28 protein-coding genes are annotated in these 24,262 nt (G+C 70.0%); 14 read left to right on the plus strand and 14 right to left on the minus strand.

Annotation, left to right across the window (positions count from 1 at the left end; all coding sequences use genetic code 11):
- Positions 1-66 precede the first annotated feature (66 nt).
- Positions 67-870: a sulfite exporter TauE/SafE family protein gene (locus ACWFRJ_RS34280; RefSeq protein ID WP_453539932.1), complete on the plus strand. Its 804-nt coding sequence runs from the start codon at positions 67-69 to the stop codon at positions 868-870.
- A gap of 70 nt (positions 871-940) precedes the next feature.
- Here the strand turns inward: ACWFRJ_RS34280 and ACWFRJ_RS34285 are convergent, their stop codons facing one another.
- Positions 941-1,681: an SDR family oxidoreductase gene (locus ACWFRJ_RS34285; RefSeq protein ID WP_453539935.1), complete on the minus strand. Its 741-nt coding sequence runs from the start codon at positions 1,679-1,681 to the stop codon at positions 941-943.
- 106 nt (positions 1,682-1,787) lie between these two features.
- On the opposite strand from ACWFRJ_RS34285, the gene ACWFRJ_RS34290 reads away from it, so the two are divergent.
- From ACWFRJ_RS34290 to map, 4 genes are all read left to right on the plus strand, one after another.
- A complete protein-coding gene (locus tag ACWFRJ_RS34290; RefSeq protein WP_453539938.1) occupies positions 1,788-2,279 on the plus strand; it encodes an RrF2 family transcriptional regulator in 492 nt (163 codons plus the stop codon).
- Positions 2,280-2,479: 200 nt separating this feature from the next.
- Positions 2,480-3,109 carry a hypothetical protein gene (locus ACWFRJ_RS34295; protein WP_453539941.1) on the plus strand — a complete coding sequence of 210 codons (630 nt, stop codon included), beginning with the start codon at positions 2,480-2,482 and terminating at the stop codon, positions 3,107-3,109.
- 68 nt (positions 3,110-3,177) lie between these two features.
- On the plus strand, positions 3,178-3,738 hold the full coding sequence (locus tag ACWFRJ_RS34300) for a S1 RNA-binding domain-containing protein (protein ID WP_453539944.1): 561 nt from the start codon (positions 3,178-3,180) through the stop codon (positions 3,736-3,738).
- A 64-nt stretch (positions 3,739-3,802) separates the two neighbouring features.
- On the plus strand, positions 3,803-4,585 hold the full coding sequence (map, locus tag ACWFRJ_RS34305; RefSeq protein ID WP_453539947.1) for a type I methionyl aminopeptidase: 783 nt from the start codon (positions 3,803-3,805) through the stop codon (positions 4,583-4,585).
- Positions 4,586-4,676: 91 nt separating this feature from the next.
- Here map and ACWFRJ_RS34310 read toward each other — a convergent pair whose 3' ends face one another.
- Complete coding sequence (locus ACWFRJ_RS34310; protein ID WP_453540257.1) at positions 4,677-5,072, minus strand: RidA family protein; 396 nt, start codon at positions 5,070-5,072, stop codon at positions 4,677-4,679.
- Between the two features lie 136 nt (positions 5,073-5,208).
- On the opposite strand from ACWFRJ_RS34310, the gene ACWFRJ_RS34315 reads away from it, so the two are divergent.
- A complete protein-coding gene (locus ACWFRJ_RS34315) occupies positions 5,209-6,183 on the plus strand; it encodes a helix-turn-helix transcriptional regulator (protein WP_453539950.1) in 975 nt (324 codons plus the stop codon).
- A 46-nt stretch (positions 6,184-6,229) separates the two neighbouring features.
- Here the strand turns inward: ACWFRJ_RS34315 and ACWFRJ_RS34320 are convergent, their stop codons facing one another.
- Entirely contained in the window at positions 6,230-7,057 is an 828-nt protein-coding gene (locus ACWFRJ_RS34320) for a phosphotransferase family protein (protein ID WP_453539953.1), read from the minus strand.
- Between the two features lie 108 nt (positions 7,058-7,165).
- Between ACWFRJ_RS34320 and ACWFRJ_RS34325 the strand changes: the two genes are divergently transcribed.
- Positions 7,166-7,594 (plus strand): TetR/AcrR family transcriptional regulator, encoded by a 429-nt coding sequence (locus ACWFRJ_RS34325; RefSeq protein ID WP_453539956.1) that lies wholly within the window; start codon positions 7,166-7,168, stop codon positions 7,592-7,594.
- Positions 7,595-7,747: 153 nt separating this feature from the next.
- Here the strand turns inward: ACWFRJ_RS34325 and ACWFRJ_RS34330 are convergent, their stop codons facing one another.
- A complete protein-coding gene (locus tag ACWFRJ_RS34330; RefSeq protein WP_453539959.1) occupies positions 7,748-9,079 on the minus strand; it encodes an MFS transporter in 1,332 nt (443 codons plus the stop codon).
- Between the two features lie 251 nt (positions 9,080-9,330).
- On the opposite strand from ACWFRJ_RS34330, the gene ACWFRJ_RS34335 reads away from it, so the two are divergent.
- Both ACWFRJ_RS34335 and ACWFRJ_RS34340 read left to right on the plus strand, forming a co-directional pair.
- Positions 9,331-9,489 carry a hypothetical protein gene (locus ACWFRJ_RS34335; RefSeq protein WP_453539962.1) on the plus strand — a complete coding sequence of 53 codons (159 nt, stop codon included), beginning with the start codon at positions 9,331-9,333 and terminating at the stop codon, positions 9,487-9,489.
- Between the two features lie 126 nt (positions 9,490-9,615).
- Positions 9,616-10,263, plus strand: coding sequence for a GntR family transcriptional regulator (locus tag ACWFRJ_RS34340; RefSeq protein WP_453539964.1), 648 nt, complete (start codon positions 9,616-9,618; stop codon positions 10,261-10,263).
- A gap of 46 nt (positions 10,264-10,309) precedes the next feature.
- Here ACWFRJ_RS34340 and ACWFRJ_RS34345 read toward each other — a convergent pair whose 3' ends face one another.
- Positions 10,310-11,113: a carbon-nitrogen hydrolase family protein gene (locus tag ACWFRJ_RS34345; RefSeq protein WP_453539967.1), complete on the minus strand. Its 804-nt coding sequence runs from the start codon at positions 11,111-11,113 to the stop codon at positions 10,310-10,312.
- Between the two features lie 46 nt (positions 11,114-11,159).
- Positions 11,160-12,521 (minus strand): MFS transporter, encoded by a 1,362-nt coding sequence (locus tag ACWFRJ_RS34350; RefSeq protein ID WP_453539970.1) that lies wholly within the window; start codon positions 12,519-12,521, stop codon positions 11,160-11,162.
- A 134-nt stretch (positions 12,522-12,655) separates the two neighbouring features.
- Here ACWFRJ_RS34350 and ACWFRJ_RS34355 point away from each other — a divergent pair, with 134 nt between their 5' ends.
- Positions 12,656-13,345 carry a DUF2848 domain-containing protein gene (locus ACWFRJ_RS34355; RefSeq protein ID WP_453539973.1) on the plus strand — a complete coding sequence of 230 codons (690 nt, stop codon included), beginning with the start codon at positions 12,656-12,658 and terminating at the stop codon, positions 13,343-13,345.
- 234 nt (positions 13,346-13,579) lie between these two features.
- Here the strand turns inward: ACWFRJ_RS34355 and ACWFRJ_RS34360 are convergent, their stop codons facing one another.
- On the minus strand, positions 13,580-13,939 hold the full coding sequence (locus ACWFRJ_RS34360) for a VOC family protein (protein WP_453539976.1): 360 nt from the start codon (positions 13,937-13,939) through the stop codon (positions 13,580-13,582).
- A 185-nt stretch (positions 13,940-14,124) separates the two neighbouring features.
- Here ACWFRJ_RS34360 and ACWFRJ_RS34365 point away from each other — a divergent pair, with 185 nt between their 5' ends.
- Positions 14,125-14,979 carry an alpha/beta fold hydrolase gene (locus ACWFRJ_RS34365; RefSeq protein ID WP_453539979.1) on the plus strand — a complete coding sequence of 285 codons (855 nt, stop codon included), beginning with the start codon at positions 14,125-14,127 and terminating at the stop codon, positions 14,977-14,979.
- Positions 14,980-15,064: 85 nt separating this feature from the next.
- Here the strand turns inward: ACWFRJ_RS34365 and ppk2 are convergent, their stop codons facing one another.
- The 4 genes from ppk2 to ACWFRJ_RS34385 form a co-directional block, all read right to left on the minus strand.
- Positions 15,065-16,018: a polyphosphate kinase 2 gene (gene ppk2, locus ACWFRJ_RS34370; protein WP_453539982.1), complete on the minus strand. Its 954-nt coding sequence runs from the start codon at positions 16,016-16,018 to the stop codon at positions 15,065-15,067.
- Between the two features lie 119 nt (positions 16,019-16,137).
- Positions 16,138-16,605 carry a hypothetical protein gene (locus ACWFRJ_RS34375; RefSeq protein ID WP_453539985.1) on the minus strand — a complete coding sequence of 156 codons (468 nt, stop codon included), beginning with the start codon at positions 16,603-16,605 and terminating at the stop codon, positions 16,138-16,140.
- Positions 16,602-17,042: an RNA polymerase sigma factor gene (locus ACWFRJ_RS34380; RefSeq protein ID WP_453540259.1), complete on the minus strand. Its 441-nt coding sequence runs from the start codon at positions 17,040-17,042 to the stop codon at positions 16,602-16,604. The genes ACWFRJ_RS34375 and ACWFRJ_RS34380 overlap by 4 nt, the downstream gene beginning before the upstream one ends.
- A gap of 49 nt (positions 17,043-17,091) precedes the next feature.
- Positions 17,092-17,583, minus strand: coding sequence for a DUF3995 domain-containing protein (locus tag ACWFRJ_RS34385; protein WP_453539988.1), 492 nt, complete (start codon positions 17,581-17,583; stop codon positions 17,092-17,094).
- Positions 17,584-17,849: 266 nt separating this feature from the next.
- Here ACWFRJ_RS34385 and ACWFRJ_RS34390 point away from each other — a divergent pair, with 266 nt between their 5' ends.
- The 3 genes from ACWFRJ_RS34390 to ACWFRJ_RS34400 are packed head-to-tail and all read left to right on the plus strand — an operon-like array spanning position 17,850 to position 19,817.
- The gene (locus ACWFRJ_RS34390; RefSeq protein WP_453539991.1) at positions 17,850-17,993 is read left to right on the plus strand and encodes a hypothetical protein; all 144 of its coding nucleotides are present in this window, start codon (positions 17,850-17,852) and stop codon (positions 17,991-17,993) included.
- Positions 17,994-18,030: 37 nt separating this feature from the next.
- Complete coding sequence (locus tag ACWFRJ_RS34395; protein ID WP_453539994.1) at positions 18,031-19,029, plus strand: ATP-binding cassette domain-containing protein; 999 nt, start codon at positions 18,031-18,033, stop codon at positions 19,027-19,029.
- Positions 19,026-19,817 (plus strand): ABC transporter permease, encoded by a 792-nt coding sequence (locus tag ACWFRJ_RS34400; protein WP_453539997.1) that lies wholly within the window; start codon positions 19,026-19,028, stop codon positions 19,815-19,817. The genes ACWFRJ_RS34395 and ACWFRJ_RS34400 overlap by 4 nt, the downstream gene beginning before the upstream one ends.
- Here the strand turns inward: ACWFRJ_RS34400 and ACWFRJ_RS34405 are convergent.
- From ACWFRJ_RS34405 to ACWFRJ_RS34415, 3 genes are all read right to left on the minus strand, one after another.
- A complete protein-coding gene (locus ACWFRJ_RS34405) occupies positions 19,798-22,926 on the minus strand; it encodes an ATP-binding protein (protein ID WP_453539999.1) in 3,129 nt (1,042 codons plus the stop codon). The two genes, ACWFRJ_RS34400 and ACWFRJ_RS34405, sit on opposite strands and share 20 nt — an antisense overlap.
- An 80-nt stretch (positions 22,927-23,006) precedes the next feature.
- Positions 23,007-23,282 carry a hypothetical protein gene (locus ACWFRJ_RS34410; RefSeq protein ID WP_453540001.1) on the minus strand — a complete coding sequence of 92 codons (276 nt, stop codon included), beginning with the start codon at positions 23,280-23,282 and terminating at the stop codon, positions 23,007-23,009.
- Positions 23,283-23,345: 63 nt separating this feature from the next.
- On the minus strand, positions 23,346-24,257 hold the full coding sequence (locus ACWFRJ_RS34415; RefSeq protein ID WP_453540004.1) for a LysR family transcriptional regulator: 912 nt from the start codon (positions 24,255-24,257) through the stop codon (positions 23,346-23,348).
- Positions 24,258-24,262 lie beyond the last annotated feature (5 nt).

Here is a 24,262-nt window from a genome sequence, read left to right on the forward strand (position 1 = left end):
ACACGCAAAAGAACTGTGCCGACCATCGCATGCGAGTAGATCGTCGCGGTTGGTGGGATGGAACCCATGGACTTCGTGACGTTGGTCGGGGTCGGGCTCCTCACCGGGGTGACGACCGTGTTGTTCGGCTTCGGTGGAGGGTTCGTCGCGGTACCGGTCGTGGTCTGGGCGGACGCCGCACTCGGCGCGGACGCGATGCGGGTGGCGACGGCCACCTCGGCCCTGGTGATGGTGGTGAACGCGGGGTTCGCGACGGTCGTCACACCGCGGCGGGTGCTTTTCGCGCTGCGCGGCAGCGGCAGGCTGCTGCTCCTCCTCGCGGTCGGCGCGTCGGCCGGTGCGCTCGCCGCGCGCCTGGCCTCGGACTCTCTCGCCCACTGGGCCTTCATCGCGTACGTCGCGCTCACCATCGCCGACTTGCTCCTGCGCCCCGGTTTCCTGCGCCCGCACACCCGGGTAGAGACGGAGTCCGTGGCTCCGCGTCCGCTGCCGTCCTTCCTCGGCGTACCGATCGGGGCGGTGGCCGCCTTCCTCGGCGTGGGCGGCAGCGTCATGACCGTTCCCGCGATGCGGCGGGCCGGGCACACGATGCGGGTGGCGACCGCGCTGGCCAACCCGCTCACCCTCGCGATCGCGCTCCCCGCCACCGCGGTGTCCCTGGGGGCGGCAGCGGTGCCAGCCGCCACGGACGCGCAGGTGCATCTGGTGGGCCTGATCGACCTGCGCGCCGCGTCGGCGCTGCTCATCGGGGCTCTGCCGGTCATCGCCGTGCTGCGGCGCCGCCCGCCGCGAATCCCCGACCGCGCCCACGCCTGGGCCTACGTCGGGCTGCTCGGCATGGTGACGGTCGCGATGCTGCTCGTGGCCTGACGGGTCGCTTCACGGGTTCGGCCGAGGCCGGAGCGCGACAGGGCACCTCGTCTGTGGCAGAGCACCTCATCTAGCGAGCGGTACCGAGCCAGTCCTCATAGCGGGTGGAGGCCACGCGCGCGTCAGGTCCCGCGACAAGAACATCGCCTTCGACGGCGCCGAACATGCCCGCCTTCTCGTCGGTGACGAGGGTGCGGGGGTCCTTACGGACCGTCAGCGTGAGGGTGCCGAGCTCGTCGAGCCGGAAGACGTCGGGCCCGGCGACATCGAGCGTGCCGCCCAGCGGCGCGGCGGTGGCGACGTCGGCGAGGGCTTTGACCACCTCGGCCGTCGAGATGGGCTGGATGCGCGTGGCGGGAAGACGGACGGTCCGCTCGTCGGCCTCCCAGGACATGACCGCGTCCATGAACTCGAAGAACTGCGTGGCGCGCACGATCGAGTACGGGGTGGGCCCCTGCCGCAGCAGGTCCTCCTGGAGGGTCTTCGCGCGGTAGTAGTCGAGCTGCGGCACCTGGTCGACTCCGACGATGGAGAGGATGACCTGATGGCGGACGCCCGCGCGCTCCCCCGCGGCGAGCAGATTCCCCGTGGTGGTGCGGAAGAAGTCCAGCGATGCTTCGTCGAACGTGGGCGAGTTCGACACGTTGACGACCGTGTCAGCGCCCTTGAGCGCCTGGTCGAGGCCCGCGCCGGTGAGCAGGTCGACTCCGGTCGACAGGGATGAGGCGACCACCTCGTGGCCTGCCTCGCGAAGCCGTGAGACGAGTTGGGAACCGATCAATCCCGTACCGCCGATGACCGTGATGTTCATGATCGTGCCCTTCTGTGAACCGAGTGCCACTCTCGTCGCAAACTCGGATATCTGTTGTCCGAGACAATACTCGGATAGCCTGTGTCCGAGTCAACTGGGAGGACGCATGAAAATATCCGGCGGCGTGGAGTGGGCACTGCACTGCTGTGTGGTGCTGACCGCCGCGACCGAGCCGGTCCCGGCTGCCCGCCTTGCGCAGCTGCACGACGTCTCGCCCAGTTACCTGGCCAAGCAGATGCAGGCTCTGTCCCGGGCCGACCTGGTGAAGTCCGTCCAGGGCAAGACGGGCGGATACGTACTGACCAGGGAGCCCGCCGACATCGCGGTCCTGGACGTGGTGCATGCCGTCGACGGTGCGAGCCCGGCGTTCGTGTGCACGGAGATCCGCCAGCGGGGCCCCTTCGGGACACCCCCCGAGGACTGCACCGAGCCGTGCCCCATCGCCCGCGCGATGAGCGCGGCCGATGCCGCTTGGCGGGCGTCGTTGCAGGCCGTCTCCATCGCCGATCTGGTCGGCACGGTGGAGCGTGACAGCGGGCCGGACGCTCTGCCGACCATCGGTACGTGGCTCAACGCGGTGAACGGCTCCGACGGCTGAGGGGCGCTCTACGCCGCTCGATGACGGAGGCGGCCACGCGGGAATCGGGCTGCCAGAAGGTTCGGAAGTACGTTGCGCTCGCCGGGAGTTCGGGGATCTCCAGCAGAGGGACCCGCGTCGGCCCGGCAGGCGCTGCAGTTTGTCGAACGGAAGCCTGGGAGTGATCAATTTCTGTCGGTGGCCGTGGGTAGGGTGATCGGATGACAACTCGGGGGCGCACACTCAAGATCACAGCGGCGCTGGTGCTTTCGGCACTCGCGCTGACCGGCTTCACGACGGGGCGGGGTCACGGCGGTGGCAGTCGCCACAGCAGCGGTAGCGGCGGCGGAGGCGGTTGCAGCAGTTCGAAGCAGGATCACGACAGTTCGTCATCGAGCAGCTCCGGATCATCTGGATCGACTGGATCGACTGGATCGACGACATCCGGTTCGAGCTACGACGACGATGACGACTCGTACGGCAGCGGCGGCGACGGAAGCAGCACCGGCGGTGGCACCTACAACCGGCGGCCGACCCACCACTCCACCTCCTCCAGCTCCCCCGGCGGCGAGCAATTGGATTACGCGAAGGCCAAGTTGGTGAGCTGCGCGACCAAGAAGGCGCCGTACGCGACGGTCAGGGTGACGAACGACAACAAGAAGACAGGCCGCTTCTGGGTGTCGGTCACTTTCGTGGACGCAGACGGCGTCACCGTCATCGAGGAGAGCGAGAAGGTCAAGGTGTCCGGGAAGGGCAAAGCGACCGCACGGGTGAACATCGGCGGCGAGGGCCTGGTCGACTCGGTCGATCACTGCGAGGTCGACCCGCAAGCCGTCCCCGTGTCCAGCTGAGCCAGTCCGGCTGACTGGTCCTGACTCTCCTTCCGACGCGATCTCGCCCCCGTGACAAGCTGAACAGCATGGGCCCGTCCGAAAACCCAGAACTCTGGGCGTTCCTCGCATCGTTGCACCGCGGCGAGACCCTTACCGGGACGGTCACGGCGACGGAACCGTTCGGGGTGTTCGTCGCTCTGGACGACGGGCCCGTCCACCCCGTCTTTCCCGGGGTCGGGTTCATCACGATCCCCGAACTGTCCTGGCACCGGATCGAAGCGGTGTCGGACGTCGTCGCGGTCGGGCAGCGCGTCTCCTGCGCGTTCCTCGGGTCCGACGCCTGGAATCTGGAGGCCCGGCTGTCGTTGCGGGCGATGCGGCCGGACCCGTTCGAGGAATTCGCCGACCGCACACCGGTGGGCCGGCGCCTGGACGGGCGGGTCACGACACTGCTCCCGTTCGGCGCCCTCGTGCGGGTCGCCGACGGGGTCAACGGCCTTGTCCACCTTCGAGAACTCGCATGGACGCCCGTGGAAAACCCCGCGGAGGTCGTCGAGGTCGGTGACGAGATCTCCGTCGCCGTCACCGAAATCGACCGGGCGCGACGCAGGCTGACCCTGTCCCGACGACACCAGGGCCGACCATGAGCCCATTCTAATACCGGTACAGTTAGACCGGTATAGTTATTGGAAGCACCCGAGAGGCCCCCGCATGATTGAGATCCTGAGCCGCCCCCTGCTCGACCGGGCGAAAGTTACCGGTGCGCTGGTCGGCGACATCCTGCAGACACTGAAGCGCCGCAGCACGGTCGGCGTGAACCTCCTGGACATCGACCAGTGGGCCAAGGAAATGATCACAGAGGCGGAGGCGCAGTCCTGCTACGTCGACTACGCCCCCTCCTTCGGGCGTGGCCCCTTCGGTCATTACATCTGCACAGCCGTCAACGACGCCGTGCTCCACGGACGACCCCACAACTACACGCTGGCCGACGGCGATCTGCTCACACTCGACCTGGCCATCTCCAAGGGCGGAGTGGCCGCGGACGCCGCCATCAGCTTCCTGGTGGGGAAGGCCAGGCCCGCGGAGAGCGTCGCGATGATCGAGACAACCGAACGCGCGCTCGCCGCGGGGATCGCCGCTGCCAAGCCGGGGGCGCGCATCGGCGATCTCTCCCACGCGATCGGCACGGTCCTCGGCGAAGCGGGCTACCCGATCAACACCGAGTTCGGCGGTCACGGCATCGGCTCGACCATGCACCAGGACCCGCACGTCGCGAACACCGGACGGCCCGGACGTGGATACAAACTGCGCCCTGGACTCCTTCTGGCCCTGGAGCCCTGGGTCATGGCCGACACCGCCACGCTCGTCACCGATGCCGACGGCTGGACGCTGCGCAGTGCGACAGGCTGCCGGACCGCACACAGCGAGCACACCATCGCCATCACCGACGACGGAGCCGAAATCCTCACCCTGTCCGAGCAGGCACGGTCGTAACAGTCACGGTCTCGCCCCCGGGCACGACGACACGTCCGTATTCGCTGGAGTCCTGAGTGCCCTGCTCAGCGGAAGGGGCACCGCCGTCGCGTCACGCGACGGCGGTGCCCTCGAGCTCGACCAGCTGGCCGGGGACGGCCAGTCGCGTCACCCCGAGCATCGTGGTGGTCGGCGCGACCCCGGCCGCGCCCAACCGCGCCGCAAGGACGCCGTAGTGCGGGAAGAGCTGATCGACGTCGGTCGTGTAGACGTTGAGCCGGACGAGGTTCGCGAGAGACATGCCGGCCTCACCGAGCACGGCCTGCAAGTTGTCGACGCTCAGCGTCAACTGCGCCGCCATGTCACCGTCATGCTGGGGCTTGCCGTCGCCGTCCATCGCGGTCTGCCCGGAGATGTACAGGGTCCGGGTGTGCCCGGAGACGACCTCGCCCTGGTTGAAGCCCATCTCCGCCGACCACGTCACCGGGTTGACCGCAGTTCGTTCCACTGCCACTTCAGCTCCATTCGGTCCATCGCGAGTACGCACGTCCATCGGCTCGGTAGCCGCCAGCTCTGACGTCGCGTCAACGAGCCTGCCAACAAATCACGACACCCTCCGTCATGTATTCCGCTAACGTTCTCGGATGCGTGCCGACCGGCTGGTCTCCCTGGTGCTACTGCTGCGCCGGCACGGCCGACTGACAGCGGACGCGCTGGCCCGCGAGCTTGAGGTGTCCACCCGCACCGTGCTGCGCGACATCGAGGCGCTGTCCACGGCGGGCGTCCCGGTCTACGCCGAACGCGGCAGGCACGGCGGTTTCGCCCTTCTTCCCGGTTTCCAGACCGAGCTCACCGGACTGAACCACGACGAGGCCCTCGCCTTGCTGACCGCCGGATCGGGGCGCGGCGAGCAGGTGTTCGGCCTCGGCTCGGCGCTCGCTTCGGCCATGCGGAAGGTGGTCGACGCGCTGCCCGAAAACCACCGGGCCACCGCGAGCGACGCGACCCAGCGTTTTCTCGTCGACCCGGAGACCGACCTGCTCTCACGCCGCCTGGTCACCGAGGAGGTACGCGGCACCGCAATGATCGAGGTCAGGCGCGCGGTGCTCGCCGGACACAAGCTGCGCATCCACTACGCGGCCACGGACCAGGCGGCTCAGTGGCGCACGGTGGACCCGATCGGCCTGGTCACCGTACGCGACCGCGGCTACTTGCTGGCCACGAGGTCGGGCGCGGACCGCACCTACCGGCTGTCGCGGGTGCTGGCCGCCGAGGAACTCCCCGAAACGGCACAGCGTCCCAACCGGGTTGATCTGGACCGGATCTGGCGGGAACGCTCGGCGCAGTTCCTCTCCGGCGGCGACCACATCACCGTGCTGGTACGGGTAAACCCGGCGCGGCGGGAGGACCTGCTGGACACCGCGCTGGCCGTCCGTGCGGAAGAACCCGACACCGACGGCTGGCTGCGGCTGGGGGTGACCTTCCAAGATTTCCGGCACGCCGAATGGGCGCTGTGGCAGCTCAGCACGGACGCGGAAGCCCTGGCCCCGCAGTCGTTGCGCACCTCCCTGCGCGACCGCGCCGCCGCGCTTGCCGCCCGCTACGGAGACTCACACTGAAACGAACGGTCGGGTTGGTGGCAGGAGTGTCCGTTCAGTCCAGCACTTACAGCAATTCCAGCAGGCGGTCGGCTTGCCGTTCCGCGGTGCCGGGTGGGTTCCTTGGATGGTCCGGATCGTCGAATGAGAGCAGGAACAGCCAGACCAGGGCGAGGAGCCTTCGGCACTCCCGGAGCCGGGCAGCTTCCGCGGGGGTCAGGTCGAAGTGCCCCAGGAACGCCGGGACATCAAGAGAGTGGTCCACCCAGCTCGACACATGTTCAGTGATCTCCGCCAGCTCGAAGGCGCGATCGCTGCGGCCGGAGTCCTCGAAGTCGACGACCCGGACTTTCGAGCCGTCCCAGAGGTAGTTGGCGAGATTTCCGTCGCCGGGGCCGAAGACCCGGGGCACCGATGGCTCGCCCAAAGAGCCGAGGCCCGACCCGGCCAGCCACGCCAGACCGGCGGCCATGGCCCGGGTCACAGGGCTGCCGGGGCGAGCGTGGGGGCGAGCGTGGATGTGCGCGGCCCAGGCGTCGATGTGGGCGATGAGTTCGCCTTGACGTCCAGGTCTGAGGGGGATTTCGTCAAGTGCTGACGGCGGCACGGCACTGTGCAGCGCGGTGACGGCTTCCGCCAGAGCCTTGATCTGCCGCTCGTCGATGGGGCGCCCGCGCAGAGGTGTGCCGCTCAGCCGGGACATCACCACGGTGGGCGTTGTGGCTGCGGGATCGGCGGACTCGGGCCGTGGTGCGAGCCCGGGAACGTATGTGTCGAGCAGTCGCAGGGCACGCCACTCGCGCTCGCAGCGCTCTCGATCCTCGTCGCGGAAGCGCTTGGTCACGCTGTCGGGACCCATCTCGATCGTGTGGGTGCTCCACCGGTCGGAACTCATGGGAGGCGATCCTGCCAGGTGCCAGACCTGGTCGTAGAGGGCCAGCATGTCGCGTGCTGTGCGCAGGAGTTGGGACGTAATGCCGACTGAGCACGGGGCGGCAGAGACATGGGCGCTCGCGGGTCCACCGCCCCCTCGAAGTCGGCATCCCCGCGCCCCAACTCGCTCCGGGAGCACAAGAAGCAGCGCACTCAGGACGCTCTCATCGACGCAGCCCTGCAGCTCTTCCAGGAGAACGGCTTCGCCGAGACGACGCTGGAAGAGGTCTGCGCCAAGGTCGAGGTCTCCAAACGGACGTTCTTCCGCTACTTCGACAGCAAGGAGGACGTCGCCCTGGCCCCCGGCCACGAGCTGTGGCTGACGTTCCTGAGCGAAGTCGAATCCCTCACGCCTGGCCGCAGCACCGTGTTCGTGACACTTCAGGAGGCGCTGCTCACAGCGCTGGAGAAGATGACAGAGCCACGCTGGGCGGAACGAGCTGCTGCGACCGCATCAGCAACGAAACCTGGCGGACGCTCTGCGCCAGGCTCAATCTGACCGATCCGGAAGACCTACGCCCGCGCCTGGCACAGGACCTCCTCGTCGCCGCGTTCCACTCCGCCATGGAGCAGTGGGCGAAGCAGCCGGGCCCGAAGACCATCCCCGGCCTGCGCTCCCGCCTGAAGGAGACGCTCACCTCGGCATCACAGGTCACCACCTACACCGGCGCCCCCGCCTCGTGACCTCAGTGATGAGCAACGTGATAGTGACCATCGCGCTGATGCCGAGGGCAAGCCAGTAGAGGTGTCCGTGGCCGTTGCGGTGCAGCCGCAAGAACAGGGCACCGCCGCACAGCGCGCCCAGTGCTTCGCCGACGCTCCAGCAGACTTGGCGAAGGTTGAACACCTCCAGGCGGGATCCGATCGAGAGCCCGGCGAAGGCTGTACTGACCGTGGAGTGGAAGAACGGTTCGGCGAGAGTGAACAGAGCGATGGCGATGATGATGGCGGGTGCGGACGGCAGACCGGAACCGAGCACCAGCATCGCGCCGCCGAAGCCCAGGGACGCCGCGCCTACGAAGACGAACGAGGGCACACCGCGGCCCATCAGCCGAGCCATCACCGCGGTGGCGGGGGCCTGCAGCACCACAATGCCGACCGCGGGAGCGGCGAACAGCGCCGCACGCATCGACGCGGAGGCTATTTCGTCGGCAAGCAGAAGCACCAGCGCGGACGAGAGCTGGGCATACAAGAAGGTGCCGACAAACGTTGCGACCACGGTTGCTCTCGCAGTGGTCTCCCGCAGGCTCTTGTGCAGCGTCGTCCTGCTGACCGGCCATCGGGTCGCGCTGACCGGCGTACGAAGGACAGGACTTGCCCCGCAGAGCAGCGAGGCGCCGGCCAGCAGGTAGCAGCCTGCGACGACAGCGAACAGCAGCCGCGCGTCGCCGTCACGGTAGGCGGCCATGGCCAGGAACGGCCCGATCGAGGCAGCGATGTTGATCGCGATCATCAGGGTGGAGTAGACACGCTGCCTGCCGACGTCGCCGGAGACGATCTCAGCGACCAGGACGCGGGACAACAGCGAGTGCACACTCATCCCCAGCCCGGCCGCCGACAGCAGCGCCAGTGTGGCTACCGCGCCGTGCATGTAGGGCAGGAGACCGAACCCCGTCGCGGTCAGAGCGGTGCCTGCGATCATCGTCGGCCGATACCGCCGCCGCGACAGCCAGCGGCTGACGAGTAGCGCCCCTGATCCAGCCGAGGCCGTGTAGCAGAACAATCCTGAGCCGGCCATGCCGGTCGCCTGCCGACTGAGCACCAGCACCAGCACTGGCATCGCCGTGTACAGGCCCAACGAGACAAGCAGATGGTGCGCGGACAGCACCAGCGTGAGCCGTCCGCGGGATGGCGGCCCCGCGACACCGGGGCGGTGCAGGCGCTGACCTTGGAAGAGGTCGGCTGGTGCTGTGGCGCGATGAGTTCCGGAGTCACTCGCACCGGAATGAGCGCAGGCATGGTTGATAGAGGCGTCTTCGGACACTGCGGCGGTCTCCCATGAGGGGAAGCGCCCACCACGAACGAAGTAAGTCAGCCGGTGGGCGAAGCGAAGTGGTCAGCGTCTGGCGCGCAGAGCAAGGCGCACCGCAGACATGCGGCGTGCACGAGCAACGCCTCCAACACTTCGCCGGGATGACCACCCGGCACCTTCAGGCATTCTCACCTCTGGCCCAAGCCCGCCGCAACAGTGCAATGCAATGGGGCTCGCACAGACAGGTGTTCAGCCCTGCGCCGGTGCGGTCGACGAGTTCTCGACGGTATCGGCGAGCCGGGCGAACGGCCATCGACGTCATCAAGGGGCACCCGGAGTTCGTCTTCCTGGACGACTCGAGCGGGACGCCCGAGCTGTACGTCCTGGGCGGCGAGGCCGACGCCGAGTACACGGAGGGCTGACCGCGCGGAGGGCTGACTGCTCGGAGAGCTGACTGCGAGAGCACCGGACACCCGCCGCGTTGCGCACTTCATGTCCGGACAAGGCCGCGACCCGGAACCACGTGGTAACTTCCGTATACAAGGTGTATGCGATCTCTGGGGGTAGTGGTGGCGTCGGGTCGGGAGAAGGCGTACGCATACCTCAAGGACACGGTGCTGACGGACCCGGCGATGCAGGGAGAGTTCCTCTCGGAGCAGGAGATCGCCGATCGGATCGGTGTCTCGCGCACCCCGATCCGCGAGGCGCTGCTTCTGCTGGCCGCCGAGGATCTGGTCGAGTTGGTGCCCAAGCGCGGCGCGCGCGTGGCGCCGTTGTCGGGGCGTGAGATCACCGAGCTGATGCAGCTGCGCGGGATCGTCGAGCGGTACGCGGCGCAGCACGTCATCGGCATAGGCCAGGCGCCGGTGCGGGAGTTGGGCGAGTTCCTCGAGCGGCAGCGCACGCTGAGCGGCCCCGACCAGGCCAAGGAATTCATCGACGTGGACCACCTCTTCCACTCGTCGCTCGTGGCGGCCGTGGGCAACGCACTCCTCGACCGGCATTACGAGGGGCTGCGCAGCCGTCAGGTGCGGGCCGGTGTCGTGGCCCTCTACAACCAGCAGGGCCGTCAGGACGCGGTGCTCGACGAGCACCGGGCGATCGTGGAGGCCCTCGCGGCCGGTGACGCGCAGGCCGCGTGCGCCGCGATCGACAGCCATCTGGAGTCGACGCTCAAGGTTCTGCTGGCCGGATAGACGGCGCGCGGCCCGACAGGGAGAGGGAGTTGCGACTCCGGTCGGCTCAGCGCGCCTCGCCCAGGCGACGATTGGCAAGGACCGGGATCTTCTCGCGGACCGTCGCGACCTCGTCGGTGTCCACCTCCGTCACCCTCAGCTCAGGACCGGCCTCCAGACGGTGGCGTACGGTCCCGTCGGGGCCGACGAGCATGCTGTGCCCCACTCCGGTGGGCGCCGTGCCCCGGGCCTCGACTCCCCCGGTGGCCGGGTCGGCCTGGCCGACGGCCGCGACCCACAGCGTGGCGTCCAGGGCGCGGGCGCGCACGAGCAGCTCCCACTGATCGACCTTGCCGGGTCCCGCGCCCCAGGAGGCCGCGAGGAGGGTCGCGGTGGCCCCGGCGTCGGCATGCGCCCGGAACAGCTCCGGGAAGCGCACGTCGTAGCAGGTGGCCAGGCCGAGTCGTACGCCGTCCACGTCGATGGTGACGACCCGCGATCCGGCGGCGACGCTGTCCGACTCGGCGTAGCCGAACGCGTCGTAGAGATGGATCTTGTCGTACGACGCTTCGACGCCGCGTCCCGTGGCCAGCAGCGTGTTGGCCACCCGGCCGCCGGGAGCAGGCGTGAACATGCCCGCCACGACGGTGATGCCCGCCGCATCGGCGATGGCGCGGATTGCGGTGGCCCAGGGGCCGTCCAGGGGTTCGGCGAGCGGCGCCAGAGGCGTGCCGAAGCAGGCCATCGACGCTTCGGGGAACACGGCGATGTCCGCGCCCGCGTCGGCCGCACGCGCGGTCCATTCCTCGATGAGGGCGAGGTTCTTGCCGGGCTCGGGTCCGGTGGTGAGCTGGCTCAGTGCGATACGCACGGTGGTCCGCCTTTCGTCGTCGGCAGGGTGTGGATGGGGGCAGTGGTCACGGGACACGGGTGACGGGCGCGGTCTCCGGCACCGTACCGGCGAGCAGTTCGTCCTCCTTCTCGGCATGCGAGGAATCCCGGCCCAGGCAGAGCCCGATGAGGGTCACGGCCGCCGCCGCGGCGAGGTAGAGCGCCAGCGGGACCCAGCTGTCGTAGGAGCTGAGCAGGGCGGTGAAGAGCAGCGGGGCGATCGCTCCGCCGATGAGGCCCGCGAGGGTGTAGGCGAGCGACGAGCCGGTGTAGCGCAGGCGGGGTGAGAACTGCTCGGCGACGAAAGCCGCTTGCGGACCGTACATGAAGGAGTGGATGGCCAGGGCCACCACGACGCCGCACACGAGCAGGACCCAGCTGTCGCCGTCGACCACGAGGAAGAACACGAACGGCCACGCCCCCGCGGCGAGGGCCGAACAGCCGTACAGGAGGCGCCGGTTGACCCGGTCGGACAAGGCGCCGGCCAGGGGGATGAGGAAGATCTGCAGGGAGGAGCCGAGCAGGACGGCCGTCAGGGCGGAGCCGCGGCTCATGCCCAGTTCGTCGGTGGCGTAGGTGAGGACGAACACGGTGAACATGGCGTACAGGACGTCGGGGGCGACCCGGCTGAGGATCGCGGCGCACAGGGCGCGGGGCTGGGTGGTGAAGACCTCGCGGATCGGCGCCTCGGGCCGGGATTCCTCGGCCTCCATGGCCTTGAAGACCGGGGTCTCCTCCAGCTTCGCCCTGATCCACAGGCCGAAGGCGACCAGGACGCCGGAGAGCAGGAAAGCCACGCGCCAGCCCCAGGACAGGAACTGCTCCTCGGTCAGGAGCACGCCCAGAGCCGCGAGGACGCCGTTGGCCAGGAGGTTGCCCGCGGGCGGTCCGATCTGCGCGGCGGAGGCGTAGAAGCCGCGGCGGCGCGGGTCGCCGAACTCGCTGGACAGCAGGACCGCGCCGCCCCATTCGCCGCCGACGCCGACGCCCTGCGCGAACCGGAGGAGGACCAGGGCGATGGGCGCGGCGACGCCCGCGGTGCCGTATGTGGGCAGGACCCCGATGAGGAACGTGGCCACACCGATGAGGACGAGGGTGGCGATGAGGACTTTCTTGCGGCCGATCACGTCGCCGAGCCGGCCGAAGACGAAGCCGCCCAGCGGGCGTGAGACGTAGCCGACGGCATAGGTGGAGAACGCCAGGAGGGTGCCGGTGAGGGGATCCTCCGAGGGGAAGAAGAGATCGCCGAAGACGAGTGCCGCGGCGGCGGAGTAGACCGCGAAGTCGTACCACTCCAGAGCGGTCCCTGTGAGGCTGGCGAAGAAGGCCCGGCGGATGCCGGAGCGGCCCGGCGAAACCGCCGGCGGGCCCTGAGGGGTGTGCTGCATGCTTCCCGATCCTTGCGTCGAGGGGACATCGACCTGGACATCGACCTTCCGGCATACTTCTTGTATACAGGTCGTATGCGCAACCCCCGCGCCGGAAGTTAACCGTGTCGAAACCCGCCCCCTTTGGAGTGCCCATGACCGTGCTGACCTTCGAACTCCCCGACGGCTCCACCCGTGATGTAGACGTCGTGCAGTTGCTCAACGCCGGATACGCGGGGCGTCAGCAGGCGGACGTCGCCGCGCACGTCGCCGAGCTCGCCCTGCTCGGGGTGCCCGCGCCGTCGGTGACCCCGGCGCTCTACCCCGTCTCCCCCTACCTGGCCCAGCAGACCGACCGGGTCGCCGCCCCGCACGCCCGTACATCGGGCGAGGCGGAATGGGCCCTGGTCGTCGCGGACGACGGCGAGCTGCTGCTTACCGCCGCCTGCGACCACACCGACCGCGACCTCGAGGTCCACGGCGTGGCCTGGAGCAAGAACGCGGCCCCCGACGTCCTGGCCCGCCAGGCCTGGCTCCTGACCGACGTCGAGGCGCGCATCGACGAACTGACCCTGCGCGCCTGGGTCACCTACGACGACGGCAGGGAGACCCGGATCCAGGACGGCACGCTCGGCGAACTCCTCACCCCCGGCTACTGGACGGACGTACTGCGCGAACGCGGCGGCCTGACACCGGGCACCGTCCTGATCTCGGGCACCATCCCCATGGCCGACGGCGTGGACCAGTTCGCCGACGGCTGGCGCGTGGAGCTGGGCGACCCCACCACCGGCAACACGATCCGCCTCGCCTACGAGGTGGTACCTCTCCCCCGGCCCATCGGCTGACCACACGCTCGGTTCATTCCGCCGCGTGCCGCGCGAACGGCGCGGCGGCCATCGCCCTACAGCGGCGGGGCCGGGCGCGTCGAAGTCCTCGAGCGCACCCCGGAGTTCACCGAGATCGGCGTCGGTATTTCCCTGTGGCCGAACGCGCCGCGCGCACTGGAGGCGCTCGGTCTCGCCGATGCCGTCCGGTCGCTCGGCGGCGGCGGGTCCGAAGACCTGACGCCGTTCACGCGGTCAGTCCGCCGGGCCGCCGCCGAGTCCGATCTCGTTGCCGTCCGGGTCACGGAAGGTGGCCTTGCGGACGCCGTTGGCGTAGGTCTCGCGCACGTCCGGTTTCAGGCCCCGCTCGGCGATCCGGGAGATGCGGGCATCGAAGTCCTCGACGAAGACGGTGTGCAGGGCGTGCCCGGCGTGCTCGGGCCGCACCTCGATGAACACGTACCGGTGCTCGGCGAGCTCCCACACCGCCTCGGTGTCGTTGGGCAGGAAGGTCGGCGGCGAGCCGAGCAGTCGCTCGTACCAGGCCACCGCCACGGTGTAGTCGCGGACGGGAATGCCCGCGAACAGGTCTACGGTCATGACGTCTACGGTCATGGCGCCATGCTAAGCACGCCGACGCCCGCGCGCGGGTCGGCGCAGCCATCCGCCTCATCTCGTCCGTGACGTACGCGAACGCCTGAGAGCCAAGGGCAGGCCGTGGGCGGCACGTTGACGGCCCTTGGCACGCGAGTATCCGATTTTCACTTGTCCCGAAGATCGTTCCATTGGAGGCTACGGGCATGCCAAATCAGCCGACATTCGTATTCGTCCATGGCGCCTTCGCGAACTCGTTCTCGTTCGCGCCGCTGCAGGCCGAGCTCGCCCTGCTCGGACACCGTTCGGTTGCGCTCGACCTTCCGGGGCACGGGTTCGGGGCGACCTTCGCCGCGGCCTACCAGGCGCCTCAGGATCTCGACGCGCTCGCCGCCGAGCCGGGCGGCATCAAGGGGGTCACCCTTGCCGACAACGCGGCCCACGTGGTCGAGGTCCTGGAGCGGGCGAAGCAGAACGGGCCGGTCATCCTCGTCGGACACAGCAGGGGCGGCGCCACGATCACGGCGGTCGGAAACGCCCGGCCCGACCTGATCGACCGGATCGTCTACGTCTCCGCCTGGTGTCCCGTCGACCTGGACGTGGGCGACTACTACGCCGAGCCGGAGATGGCAGACGTCGACGCGGGTGCCTTCGCCGCCGCACTGGTCGGGAACCCGGCCGAGCTCGGTCTGCTCCGGGTCAACTTCCGGACCGCCGCACCCGAGACGCTCGCCGCGATGAAGCAAGCCCTCTCCGCCGACCTCACCGATGACGAGTTCCGTACGTTCCTGAACACCTTCCAGCCCGATGAGAACCTCGATGTCGGCACGTCGGCCGACCGGGCCCAGGCGTCGACGTGGGGTCGCATTCCCAGGACCTATGTGCGCCTGGCCGACGACACCAGCGTGCCGCCCGCCGTGCAGGACCGCATGATCCGCGAGGCCGACGCGCTCACGCCCGACAACCCCTTCGACGTCGGGACCCTCGAGTCGAGCCACCTGAGCTGGCTCGTCCACCCGAAGCCCGCAGCCAAGTTGCTCGGGGCACTCGCGGAGCGCTGACGGTCCACTTCTCGTCGCCGCGGTACGTGATGAGGTTCGGCGAGGTGTCCGCGCCGAACCCCGTCACTGCCTTCCATAACTGCCTTCACGGATGCTGACCGGGTCCTCGATCGTTCCCGGCGAGTCTGCTGGGTGACAGGTCCGTCGGATCCTCGTCCGCTTCGAGGAGCGTGTCGGCCGGGCCGATGATGAGCGGGTCCGCCTCTCCCACCGCGTCTTTGTCCATCGCCGCGTAGTCGACGCGCAGCAGCAGATGCCGGATGGCCTCGAGCCGCCCGCGGCGCTTGTCGTTGAACTTGATCACCGACCAGGGCGCGTGGACGGTGTCCGTGGCACGGAACATCTCCACCTTGGCGTGGGTGTAGGCGTCCCACAGATCGAGCGAGGCCAGGTCCGTGGGCGAGAGCTTCCACTGGCGTACGGGATCGACCTGGCGGATCGCGAAGCGTGTGCGCTGTTCCGCGCGGGAGACGGAGAACCAGAACTTGACGAGGATCATGCCGTCATCGGTGATCATCTTCTCGAACAGCGGGGCCTGCCGGAGGAAGTCCTCGTACTGTCGTGGGGTGCAGAAGCCCATGACGGGCTCGACGCCGGCCCGGTTGTACCAGGAGCGGTCGAAGAAGACGATCTCCCCCGCGGCAGGCAGTTGTGCGACATAGCGCTGGAAGTACCACTGGCCCGCTTCCCTTTCCGTGGGCTTGTCGAGGGCCACGATGCGGGCCCCTCGGGGGTTGAGGCGCTCGGTGAAGCGTTTGATCGTGCCGCCCTTGCCCGCGGCATCGCGTCCCTCGCACACGATCACGATGCGCCGGCCATCCTCGCGCACCGACCTCTGCAGCTTCAGGAGCTCGATCTGCAGGATCCGCTTCTGCCGCTCGTAGGCCTTCCGCCTGAGCTTCTCCGTGTAGGGATAGTTCTCCTGCCAGGTCCGCAGCGGCCCTCCCTGCCCGTCGCGCAGCACCGGGCGCTCCGGCCGGGCCTCGTCCACCGACAACCCGTCCAGCAAGCCCTCCCCGTCCTTGTCGTCCGATGCCACGCCGTCTCCTCCCGTCGACACGTGCCACCATCTTTCTACTTCGCCCGCCATTGAGCACTACTCCGTGGAGATCGGGCCTGTGTGCCCATGTGCCTGCGCCCCACCCGTCGCCGCCCCGTTCACAGCAGCTCTTTCAGCCGCCGCAGGCTCCGCTCCCCCTCCCGTCGTACGCCGAGCGGCACCAGCGCGGCACGCCCCGGCACCCGTACCCCGCCGGTGAACGCCACCCGAGTGCCTTCGCCGTCCGGGGCCGCGGCGACGCCGAGCAGCAGGAACCGGCTCTGCAGCCAGCACCAGCCGGGCCGCTGTTCCCCGCGCAGCCGGGCCCGCATCCCGTACTTGCTGCGAGCCAGCGCCTCCACCCTCGCGCCGTCCCTCCGTACGACCCTGAGACCGCGCATGTCGGGCACGATCTGCCCGAAGGCGCCCTCCAGATCGACCAGCAGGGCCCTTACGTCATCGCACGGAGCCGCCACGTATCCCTTGGTGACATGGGCGCCGGGGATCGCGGCGGCGAGCACGTGCAGTCGCCGCACCGGGTCCAGGTCCGCGGTGGGCCATCCGCTGGTCGTGTCATGTCCGTTCATGAGGTCCACGCCTTCCGGAAGGTGTCGCGTGCTCGGTGCAGCCGGGACTTGACGGTGCCGACGCGGATGTCGAGCAGTTCGGCCGCGGTCCGCTCGTCCAGGCCCTCCACGTCACGCAGGACGAGTACCGCCCGGTGCTCCGGGGACAGCCGCTCCAGTACGTCACTGATGTCGGCGGCGAGTTGGGGGTCACCCCGTGAGGGCAGGGTGCTCAGGTCGGCGGGCACCGCACGGGCGGAGCGCCGGGCGAGCCGGACGGCTTCGCGCACCGCGATGGCACGGACCCAGCCGTACAGAGCCGCCGGTTCCTTGAGGGAACGCAGCGAACGGAACACCGCCACGAGGGCCTCCTGCGCGGCGTCCGGCCCTTGGTCCAGAGCGATGGGCCCGCAGATGCGACCTACGTAAGGGGCGAGTTGGTCCAGCAGCTCGGCCATGGCCAGCGTGTCGCCGCGCTGCGCCGCCCGTACCCGGCGCGCCGTTTCCTCATCGGACACGTACGGCGTCTTCCTCACGCATGGTGTTCTCCGGCAGGGCGGCGCCCCGCCGGAGGGCCGGTGCCTCGCGACGGGCGACCCGGAGCGCGGCACCGCACAGCAGCGCGCAGAGCGGGGTGTAGAGACCGAGGTTGAGCCAGTAGAAGACGGACCCGGTGTCCTGCGCGAAGAGCCAGTAGATGCCAGCCAGCGTGCGCAGGCACAGCCCGCCCGCCACGGCGACTGTTACCAGCCGGAGCAGGCGGTGCGGGCGCCGGGACTGGGCGACGACGAGGCCCGCGGCCGTCAAGAGGAGCGCGGCGAGCGGCAGGACGACCGGCGGGGTGAACGGCGCCTCGCTGCCCAGGACCGCGTACGACAGACTCTCCTGGTCGTCGGCGGGCCAGGTGGAGCCGGTCGCCCAGTAGAGGTGGAACAACGCGTCCACGGTGAGCACCGAGGCGAGCACTGCGGCGGCTCGCTGTGCCGTGCGGTCGGGCATGAGGCCTCCTGTGTCGGGAATCGATACCCACCAGAGGAGGCCTCCGCGGCAAACGTTCCCGCGGATGTGCCGGATTCTGTCGGCGGAAGAGCCTCGACCGGCTCATCGAAGGGGGTTCATCGATCAAGCACGAGCAGCAGTGTTCGCGGTCCCCGGTCCCCGGTCCCCAAATTATCTTGCTCGGGCGAAGGCAGGGGAGTCGAAGATGGGCGCATAAGACCCACAAGGCGCGCAGGACACGGCCGAGCGGCTGCGGGCGGTCAGTGGTGAGTTGTCGGACCCACCTGCTGGGGTTCCGTGTCTTCGGCGTGGCCATCGGCACCCCGCGCGCCGCCGACCTGTTCCGCGTGATCTGCCCCGGCCCGCTCCTCCTTCCGCACCCCGGTTCCAGTGCGCTGAAACCGTCGTGAAACCCCGCTGAATGCGCCATGCCGCAACCTCTGCGGCATGACCACCACCACATCTCACTCGCTCGCCATCGCGGCGCACGGGCTGCGCAAGGCTTACGGCGACAAGACCGTCCTGGACGGCATCGACCTGGCCGTCCCGGAAGGCACGATCTTCTCCCTGCTCGGCCCGAACGGCGCGGGCAAGACCACCGCCGTCAAAATCCTCTCCACCCTCATCACGGCCGATACGGGCGACCTGCACGTCGGCGGCCACGATCTGGCCACCGCCCCGCAAGCCGTGCGGGCCGAGATCGGCGTCACCGGGCAGTTCTCCGCCGTCGACGGCCTGATCACCGGCGAGGAGAACATGCTCCTCATGGCCGACCTGCACCATCTCCCCCGCCGTGAAGGGCGCAGGGTGGCCGCCGAGTTGCTCGAGCGCTTCGACCTGACCGAGGCCGCCCAGAAGCCCGCTTCCACCTACTCCGGCGGCATGAAACGCCGCCTGGACATCGCCATGACCCTGGTCGGCGACCCCCGGATCATCTTCCTCGACGAGCCCACCACCGGCCTCGACCCCCGCAGCCGCCACAACATGTGGGCCATCATCCGCGAGCTCGTCTCCGGCGGGGTGACCGTCTTCCTCACCACCCAGTACCTGGAAGAGGCCGACCAACTCGCCGACCGCATCGCGGTGTTGAGCGACGGCAAGATCGTGGCCGAGGGAAGCTCCGACGAGTTGAAGCGGCTCATCCCGGGCGGGCACGTACGGCTGCGCTTCACCGACCCGGACGCGTACCGGTCCGCCGCCTCCCTCCTGCGCGAAGTCACCCGGGACGACGAAGCTCTGTCGCTGCAGATCCCCAGCGACGGCAGCCAGCGTGAGCTGCGCTCCGTCCTCGACCGGCTCGACTCCGCCGACATCGAGGCGGACGAGCTGACCGTGCACACCCCCGACCTCGACGACGTCTTCTTCGCCCTGACCAGCGGCACCGACCGGCCCACCGACCAGACCGTCAACCAGACCACCAACGAGCGCAAGGAGGTTGTCCGTTGAGCTCCCTGCCCCTCGCCGTACGCGACTCGTCCACGATGCTGCGCCGCAACCTCCTGCACACACGGCGCTACCCCTCCCTCACCCTGAACATCCTGCTGACGCCGATCGTCCTGCTGCTGCTCTTCGTCTACGTCTTCGGCGACGTGATGAGCGCGGGCATCGGTGGTGGCGGTGCGGACCGCTCCGACTACGTCGCCTACCTCGTCCCCGGCATCCTGCTGATGACCATCGGCGCAACGCCGGCCGGGACCGCGGTGTCCGTCTCCATGGACATGACCGAGGGCATCATCGCCCGCTTCCGTACGATGGCCATCCACCGCGGCTCCGTACTCATCGGCCATGTCGTCGGAAGCGTGCTGCAGGCGGTCATGAGCGTGACCCTTGTCGGCGCCGTCGCCGTGGCCGTCGGGTTCAGGTCCACCGACGCCACGGCTCTGGAGTGGCTGGCGGCGTTCGGTCTGCTTGTGCTGGTCGCCACGGCGTTCACCTGGATCGCGGTCGGGATGGGCATGGCAAGCCCGAATCCGGAGGCGGCCAGCAACAACGCGCTGCCGCTGATGATCCTTCCGCTCATCTCCAGCGCCTTCGTCCCCGTCGATGCCATGCCGGGCTGGTTCCAGCCCCTCGCCGAGCACCAGCCGTTCACCCCGGCCATCGAGACCCTGCGCGGTCTGCTCCTCGGCAGCGAGATCGGCGACAACGGCTGGATCGCCGTCGCCTGGTGCATCGGTCTCGCGGTGCTCGGCTACTTCTGGTCGACGTCGTTGTTCAACCGCGCCCCGGAGTAAGCGCGCGGGCCGCCTCCCACAGCTCGTCCCGCTCCAGGGCGGCGTACCGCGCCACCGCGTCGACGTACGCCGCCCGGTCGGCGTCCTCGGCGGCCTGCCGGGCGCGGGCCTGCGACATCGTCGGCTGGAACTCGCGCGGCACCCGAAGCCGTTCGGCCAGCGCGATCATGCGCACGCCGGAGGTCTCCCCGGACGCGAGAGCCGCCATGCCGAGCGCGTGCAGCACCGTCCCGAACACGGGGAGCTCCACGGGCGAACGGGGCGGGCCGCCGAGCAGCGTGCCCAGCCGTCGGCGCAGCCGGTCGAGCGGCTGCGCCACGAGTGCGAGGCGACCGGCGTGCGCGTGCGCCGTCACCGCCGCCGACTGGATCTGCAGCGCCCATGGGTCGAGCCAGGGGTCGCCGCCGTGCAGCGAACCGGCCTCGGGCATCCGCTCCAGGGCGCTGCGCCACAGGGCCAGTCCGACATCCGCAAGACCCCGGGCGAGTGCGATCTCGGCGCGGGCGCCGAGGTCGGGGCTGTAGAAGGCATCCTCCTGCGGGGTGTTGTCGCCCGCCGCCCGCCTCAGCCAGTACTCGGCCTCGTCCGGGTCTCCGCGCTGCAGACAGGCGAGGACGAGGGCCGAGCGGATGCCGATGTAGTCGTGCTCGTCGCCGAGCCGCGGCAGTTCTGCCAGCGCCGCCTTGAGGTGCTCGTACGCGTCAGAGCCCTGCCCCGTCCGCAGGCTCAGCTCGCTCAGCCGGGAGTGGCCCATGAGCTGCATCGACGGATTGTCGACCGGAGTCAGCGCGGCGATCGTCCGGCGGGCCGATGCGAGCGCGCGGTCGATGTCGTGCTCGTACTCCCAGACGTAGGTGGCCACGCACTCGGCGATACCCGCGACCAGCGGCTGGGTGCTCGCGCAGAGCGTGTGCAGCACGTCGTAGTCGGGGGGCCGCATCTCGGGGACCGCGCTCAGCACTGCCGCGACGGCACGTGGCAGCGTGTCCGGCGGGGCGGCGGGTAGCCGCCGGAGGGTGACGAGCTGGCGTACGGCACGCGGGCCGTGGTTCATGAACAGGCCCGCCGTGCACAACACCGCGGCGGCGCGGGCGACTTCGACGTACTCGGGTCCCGGGTCGTAGTGCGACAGCGGCGGGCCGGTGTCCGCCGCGAGGGTCGCCAGGCGCGGGTAGTTGGAGTCGGTGGCCCACAGAGCGGCGAGGACGGCGGTGAGGGCGGCGGTGGCGGGGCCGTCCGCGCGCGCCAGGGCGTGCCGCAGGGCCGGTACGAGGTTGTCCTGCTCGGCCCTGATCCGTTCCCGGGCGGCCAGTGGCCGTGAGCCGAAGAGCGCGTCGTGGTAAGCGACTCCGAAGTCCCGCGCCCAGGTGAGGAACCTGCCGATGGCCTCGCAGTCCTCCCCGGCTTCCGCGCGGCGGGCCGCACTGAACTCGCGTACGGTCTCCAGCATCCGGAACCGCACGCCGACCGGGGTGTCGGCGACGGTGAGCAGCGACTGACCGGCCAGCTGTTCGAGCAGGAACAGCGCGTCCTCGCCGAGGACCTGCTCCGCCGCTTGACCGCAGAACCCTCCGGGGAAGACGGACAGCGTGCGCAGCGCCGCTCTGGCGTCCTGCCCGAGCAGGTTCCAGCTCCACTCCACGACCGCGTGCAGCGTGCGGTGGCGCTCGGGCACGTCCCGCGCCCCGCCGCGCAGGAGTGCGAACCGGTCGCCGAGGCGGCGTGCGATGTCCGGTACCGAAAGGACCCGCACCCGCGCCGCCGCCAACTCCACGGCGAGCGGAAGACCGTCGAGGTGACGGCACAGCTCGGCCACCGCGTCCGGCGGCAGCCGCACGCCGCTCCTGGCGGCACGGGCCCGCTGCGTGAACAGCTCGACCGAGGTGTCGGGAGCTAGCTCCGGCAGCGCGTACACCGCCTCCGACGTGAGGTCCAGCGGGGCCCGGCTCGTGGCGAGCACCCGCAGCTCCTTCGAGGACGAGACCAGGGCCTGTACGAGGTCGGCGGCGCCCCGGATGATCTGCTCGCAGTTGTCGAGGACCAGCAGAGCGGGCCCGGGGCCGAGCACGCCGAGGATGCCGGACACCGGGTCGGCGGTGGTGTGGCCGCTCACGACGCCGTGTCGCCCCTCGCCCGCGCCGAGCGCGGCGGCCACCTCTGTGGCCACGTCCTCGTCCGCGGTGACTCCGGCGAGCGGCACGAAGTGCACCACGCGCTGCTCGGCCCGGCGGCTGACGGCGTGTGCGAGCCGGGTCTTGCCGAGGCCTCCGGGCCCGATGACGGTGACGGCGCGGGAGGCGCCCAACAGCCGCTGCACCGCCGTGATGTCCTCGTCACGGCCGATGAGCGGGTTCGGCTCGTGCGGCACGCCGTGCCTGACCACGGGTGCCTCGCCGCGCAGCAGCTCCTGCTGTACGGCCTTGAGTCCGGCGCCGGGCTCCGTGCCGAGCGCCTCGCGCAGCTCGCGGCGGTACACCTCGTACCGCGTGAGCGCGGAGGACGGGCCCGCCGTGGCCGCCTCGCCGCGCAGCGACTCGGCGAGGACTTCCTCGTCGCGCGGATGCTCCGAGGCGGCCATGGCCAGCGGCCCTGCCGCCTCCGCGTGCCGTCCGAGGCGGGCAAGGGCGAGCGCCTGCGCGCGGACGAGCGCGCCGCGGACGGGGGCGCGTTCGGCGCGCAACGCGGCTACGGGGTCGTCGGGATCGGCTGCCCCGGCAGGGGTGCCTCCCCACAGCGCGAGCCCGGCATCGGCCGCGGCCAGCGCCCCCGCGTGGTCCCCGGCCCTGGCCCGCTCCGCGCTCACGGCGGCGTGCCGCAGCAGGGCGGAGCTGTCGATCCGGTGCTCGGCGAGAGTGAGCCGGTAGCCGGTCGGCGTGCTCGCGATGACGTCGGCGCCCAGCTGCGCCCGCGCCCTGGACACGAGGACCTGCAACGCCTTCCCCGGCCGCTCCGGCAACGCGTCCGGCCACAGCCCCGCCACCAGCCGCTCCGAGCTGCGCCCCGTGCCCAAGTCGCCCGCGAGCAGCGCAAGGAGGCCGCGAAGAAGAGGTGCTGTGACCTCCTGCCCGCGATAGGCGACACGCGGCAGCAGGGTCAGGTCGGTGGTCACCCGTGCAGATTAGCCAAGGCGTCGACCGCCACCGTCGGCACGTCTTCCCGAGGCAGGGGCGGCAGAAAGCCGGAAGGCGGTCAGGGAGTGTCCCCGGACCAGTCCAAGCGACGCCGGTCGCCGGGGCGCGGGTCGTACATCGCCCGGCCGCCGGCGCCGAAATGGCCGAGCTCCGTGGGCAGGGCGACGCCCGTGTCCATCTCGCCCTTCGTCCAGCCTGTGACGTCGAGCAACAGCCCGTCCAGTGGCCCGCCGACCAGCTCGGCATAGTCCCGTCCCGGCTGTGGGCCCTGCCGGGGGTCGTCATGGTCCTGGCCGTAGACCCGGCCGCGCAGCAACTCCTCATCCCTGTCCATGCGTCCCACACTCCCAGCCACCACTGACAATCCCGGCCCGCTCAGGCTCGCGGCGGGAGCAGGTCACTCACCACCCGGCAGCGGCAACGGCAGCTCCGGATGGTGACGCAGGGCCTCAAGAACGGCGCGCACCGCCGCGCGAGGCGGTGAGCCGCGGCGGATCGCTGCCGTGATCGTGCGCGTCACCGGAGTGGCGAGTTCCCTGGTGACGACGTCGTAGCGGCGGTCGACCGCGAGGCCGGGAAGGAGCGCGATCGACAGTCCGGCCTCGACGTGTTGCAGGGTCATCATGTAATTGCTGAACCGGCACACCACCCGCGGCTCGAAGCTCGATTGACGGCAGAGTCGTAGCGCGAGATTGGCCATGTACGACTGCGGTATGTCGAACGCCCACGGCTCGTCCGCGTAGGCCGCGAGGTTCACGGCACCGCGACCGACCGCGGGATGCCCGGGCGGGACCACAAGGAGGACCGGGTCCATGGCCAGCGGCACGAGGTCGAGGTCCGGCCCCAGCGGCAGCTCGTCGAAGTCCGTGGTCGTGATGATGATGTCCGCGTCACCGCCCCGCAGCGCGGGCATGCTGGCGTGCGGTTCCAGCTCGAGGAGTTCGACGTCGAGGTGCGGATGCTCGCGTGCGAGGCGGCTCACCGCGGGCACGGCCATCGAGTGGATCGCGCTCTGGAACGCCCCCAGGCGCACAAGACCGGCCGGTTCCTCGCCGAACCCGCGCAGCTCCGCCTCCACGCTGTTCATGTGGTCGAGGATCGCCCGCGCCCGCCGCGCCAGGATCAGCCCGGCCGGGGTCAGCCGCACGCGGCGCCCCGTTCGTTCGAGCAGTTGTGTGCGCGTCTCCGTCTCGAGGACGGCGAGCTGCTGAGACACGCTCGACGGGCTCAGATTTGCGGCTTGGGCGACCGCCCGCACGGTGCCAAGGGTGTCGAGCTGGCTCAGGAGCCGCAGCCTCCAGGGGTTCATCACGC

This window comes from Streptomyces sp. NPDC055239, assembly GCF_053606205.1.

Excerpts from the sequence above, each read along its gene's own strand:
- ACWFRJ_RS34280 (WP_453539932.1), top strand. The coding sequence starts at position 67 with ATGGACTTCGTGACGTTGGTCGGGGTCGGGCTCCTCACCGGGGTGACG.
- ACWFRJ_RS34285 (WP_453539935.1), bottom strand. The coding sequence starts at position 1,681 with ATGAACATCACGGTCATCGGCGGTACGGGATTGATCGGTTCCCAACTC.
- ACWFRJ_RS34290 (WP_453539938.1), top strand. The coding sequence starts at position 1,788 with ATGAAAATATCCGGCGGCGTGGAGTGGGCACTGCACTGCTGTGTGGTG.
- ACWFRJ_RS34295 (WP_453539941.1), top strand. The coding sequence starts at position 2,480 with ATGACAACTCGGGGGCGCACACTCAAGATCACAGCGGCGCTGGTGCTT.
- ACWFRJ_RS34300 (WP_453539944.1), top strand. The coding sequence starts at position 3,178 with ATGGGCCCGTCCGAAAACCCAGAACTCTGGGCGTTCCTCGCATCGTTG.
- map (WP_453539947.1), top strand. The coding sequence starts at position 3,803 with ATGATTGAGATCCTGAGCCGCCCCCTGCTCGACCGGGCGAAAGTTACC.
- ACWFRJ_RS34315 (WP_453539950.1), top strand. The coding sequence starts at position 5,209 with ATGCGTGCCGACCGGCTGGTCTCCCTGGTGCTACTGCTGCGCCGGCAC.
- ACWFRJ_RS34320 (WP_453539953.1), bottom strand. The coding sequence starts at position 7,057 with ATGAGTTCCGACCGGTGGAGCACCCACACGATCGAGATGGGTCCCGAC.
- ACWFRJ_RS34325 (WP_453539956.1), top strand. The coding sequence starts at position 7,166 with ATGGGCGCTCGCGGGTCCACCGCCCCCTCGAAGTCGGCATCCCCGCGC.
- ACWFRJ_RS34340 (WP_453539964.1), top strand. The coding sequence starts at position 9,616 with ATGCGATCTCTGGGGGTAGTGGTGGCGTCGGGTCGGGAGAAGGCGTAC.
- ACWFRJ_RS34350 (WP_453539970.1), bottom strand. The coding sequence starts at position 12,521 with ATGCAGCACACCCCTCAGGGCCCGCCGGCGGTTTCGCCGGGCCGCTCC.
- ACWFRJ_RS34355 (WP_453539973.1), top strand. The coding sequence starts at position 12,656 with ATGACCGTGCTGACCTTCGAACTCCCCGACGGCTCCACCCGTGATGTA.
- ACWFRJ_RS34360 (WP_453539976.1), bottom strand. The coding sequence starts at position 13,939 with ATGACCGTAGACGTCATGACCGTAGACCTGTTCGCGGGCATTCCCGTC.
- ACWFRJ_RS34365 (WP_453539979.1), top strand. The coding sequence starts at position 14,125 with ATGCCAAATCAGCCGACATTCGTATTCGTCCATGGCGCCTTCGCGAAC.
- ACWFRJ_RS34375 (WP_453539985.1), bottom strand. The coding sequence starts at position 16,605 with ATGAACGGACATGACACGACCAGCGGATGGCCCACCGCGGACCTGGAC.
- ACWFRJ_RS34380 (WP_453540259.1), bottom strand. The coding sequence starts at position 17,042 with ATGGCCGAGCTGCTGGACCAACTCGCCCCTTACGTAGGTCGCATCTGC.
- ACWFRJ_RS34385 (WP_453539988.1), bottom strand. The coding sequence starts at position 17,583 with ATGCCCGACCGCACGGCACAGCGAGCCGCCGCAGTGCTCGCCTCGGTG.
- ACWFRJ_RS34395 (WP_453539994.1), top strand. The coding sequence starts at position 18,031 with ATGACCACCACCACATCTCACTCGCTCGCCATCGCGGCGCACGGGCTG.
- ACWFRJ_RS34410 (WP_453540001.1), bottom strand. The coding sequence starts at position 23,282 with ATGGACAGGGATGAGGAGTTGCTGCGCGGCCGGGTCTACGGCCAGGAC.
- ACWFRJ_RS34415 (WP_453540004.1), bottom strand. The coding sequence starts at position 24,257 with ATGAACCCCTGGAGGCTGCGGCTCCTGAGCCAGCTCGACACCCTTGGC.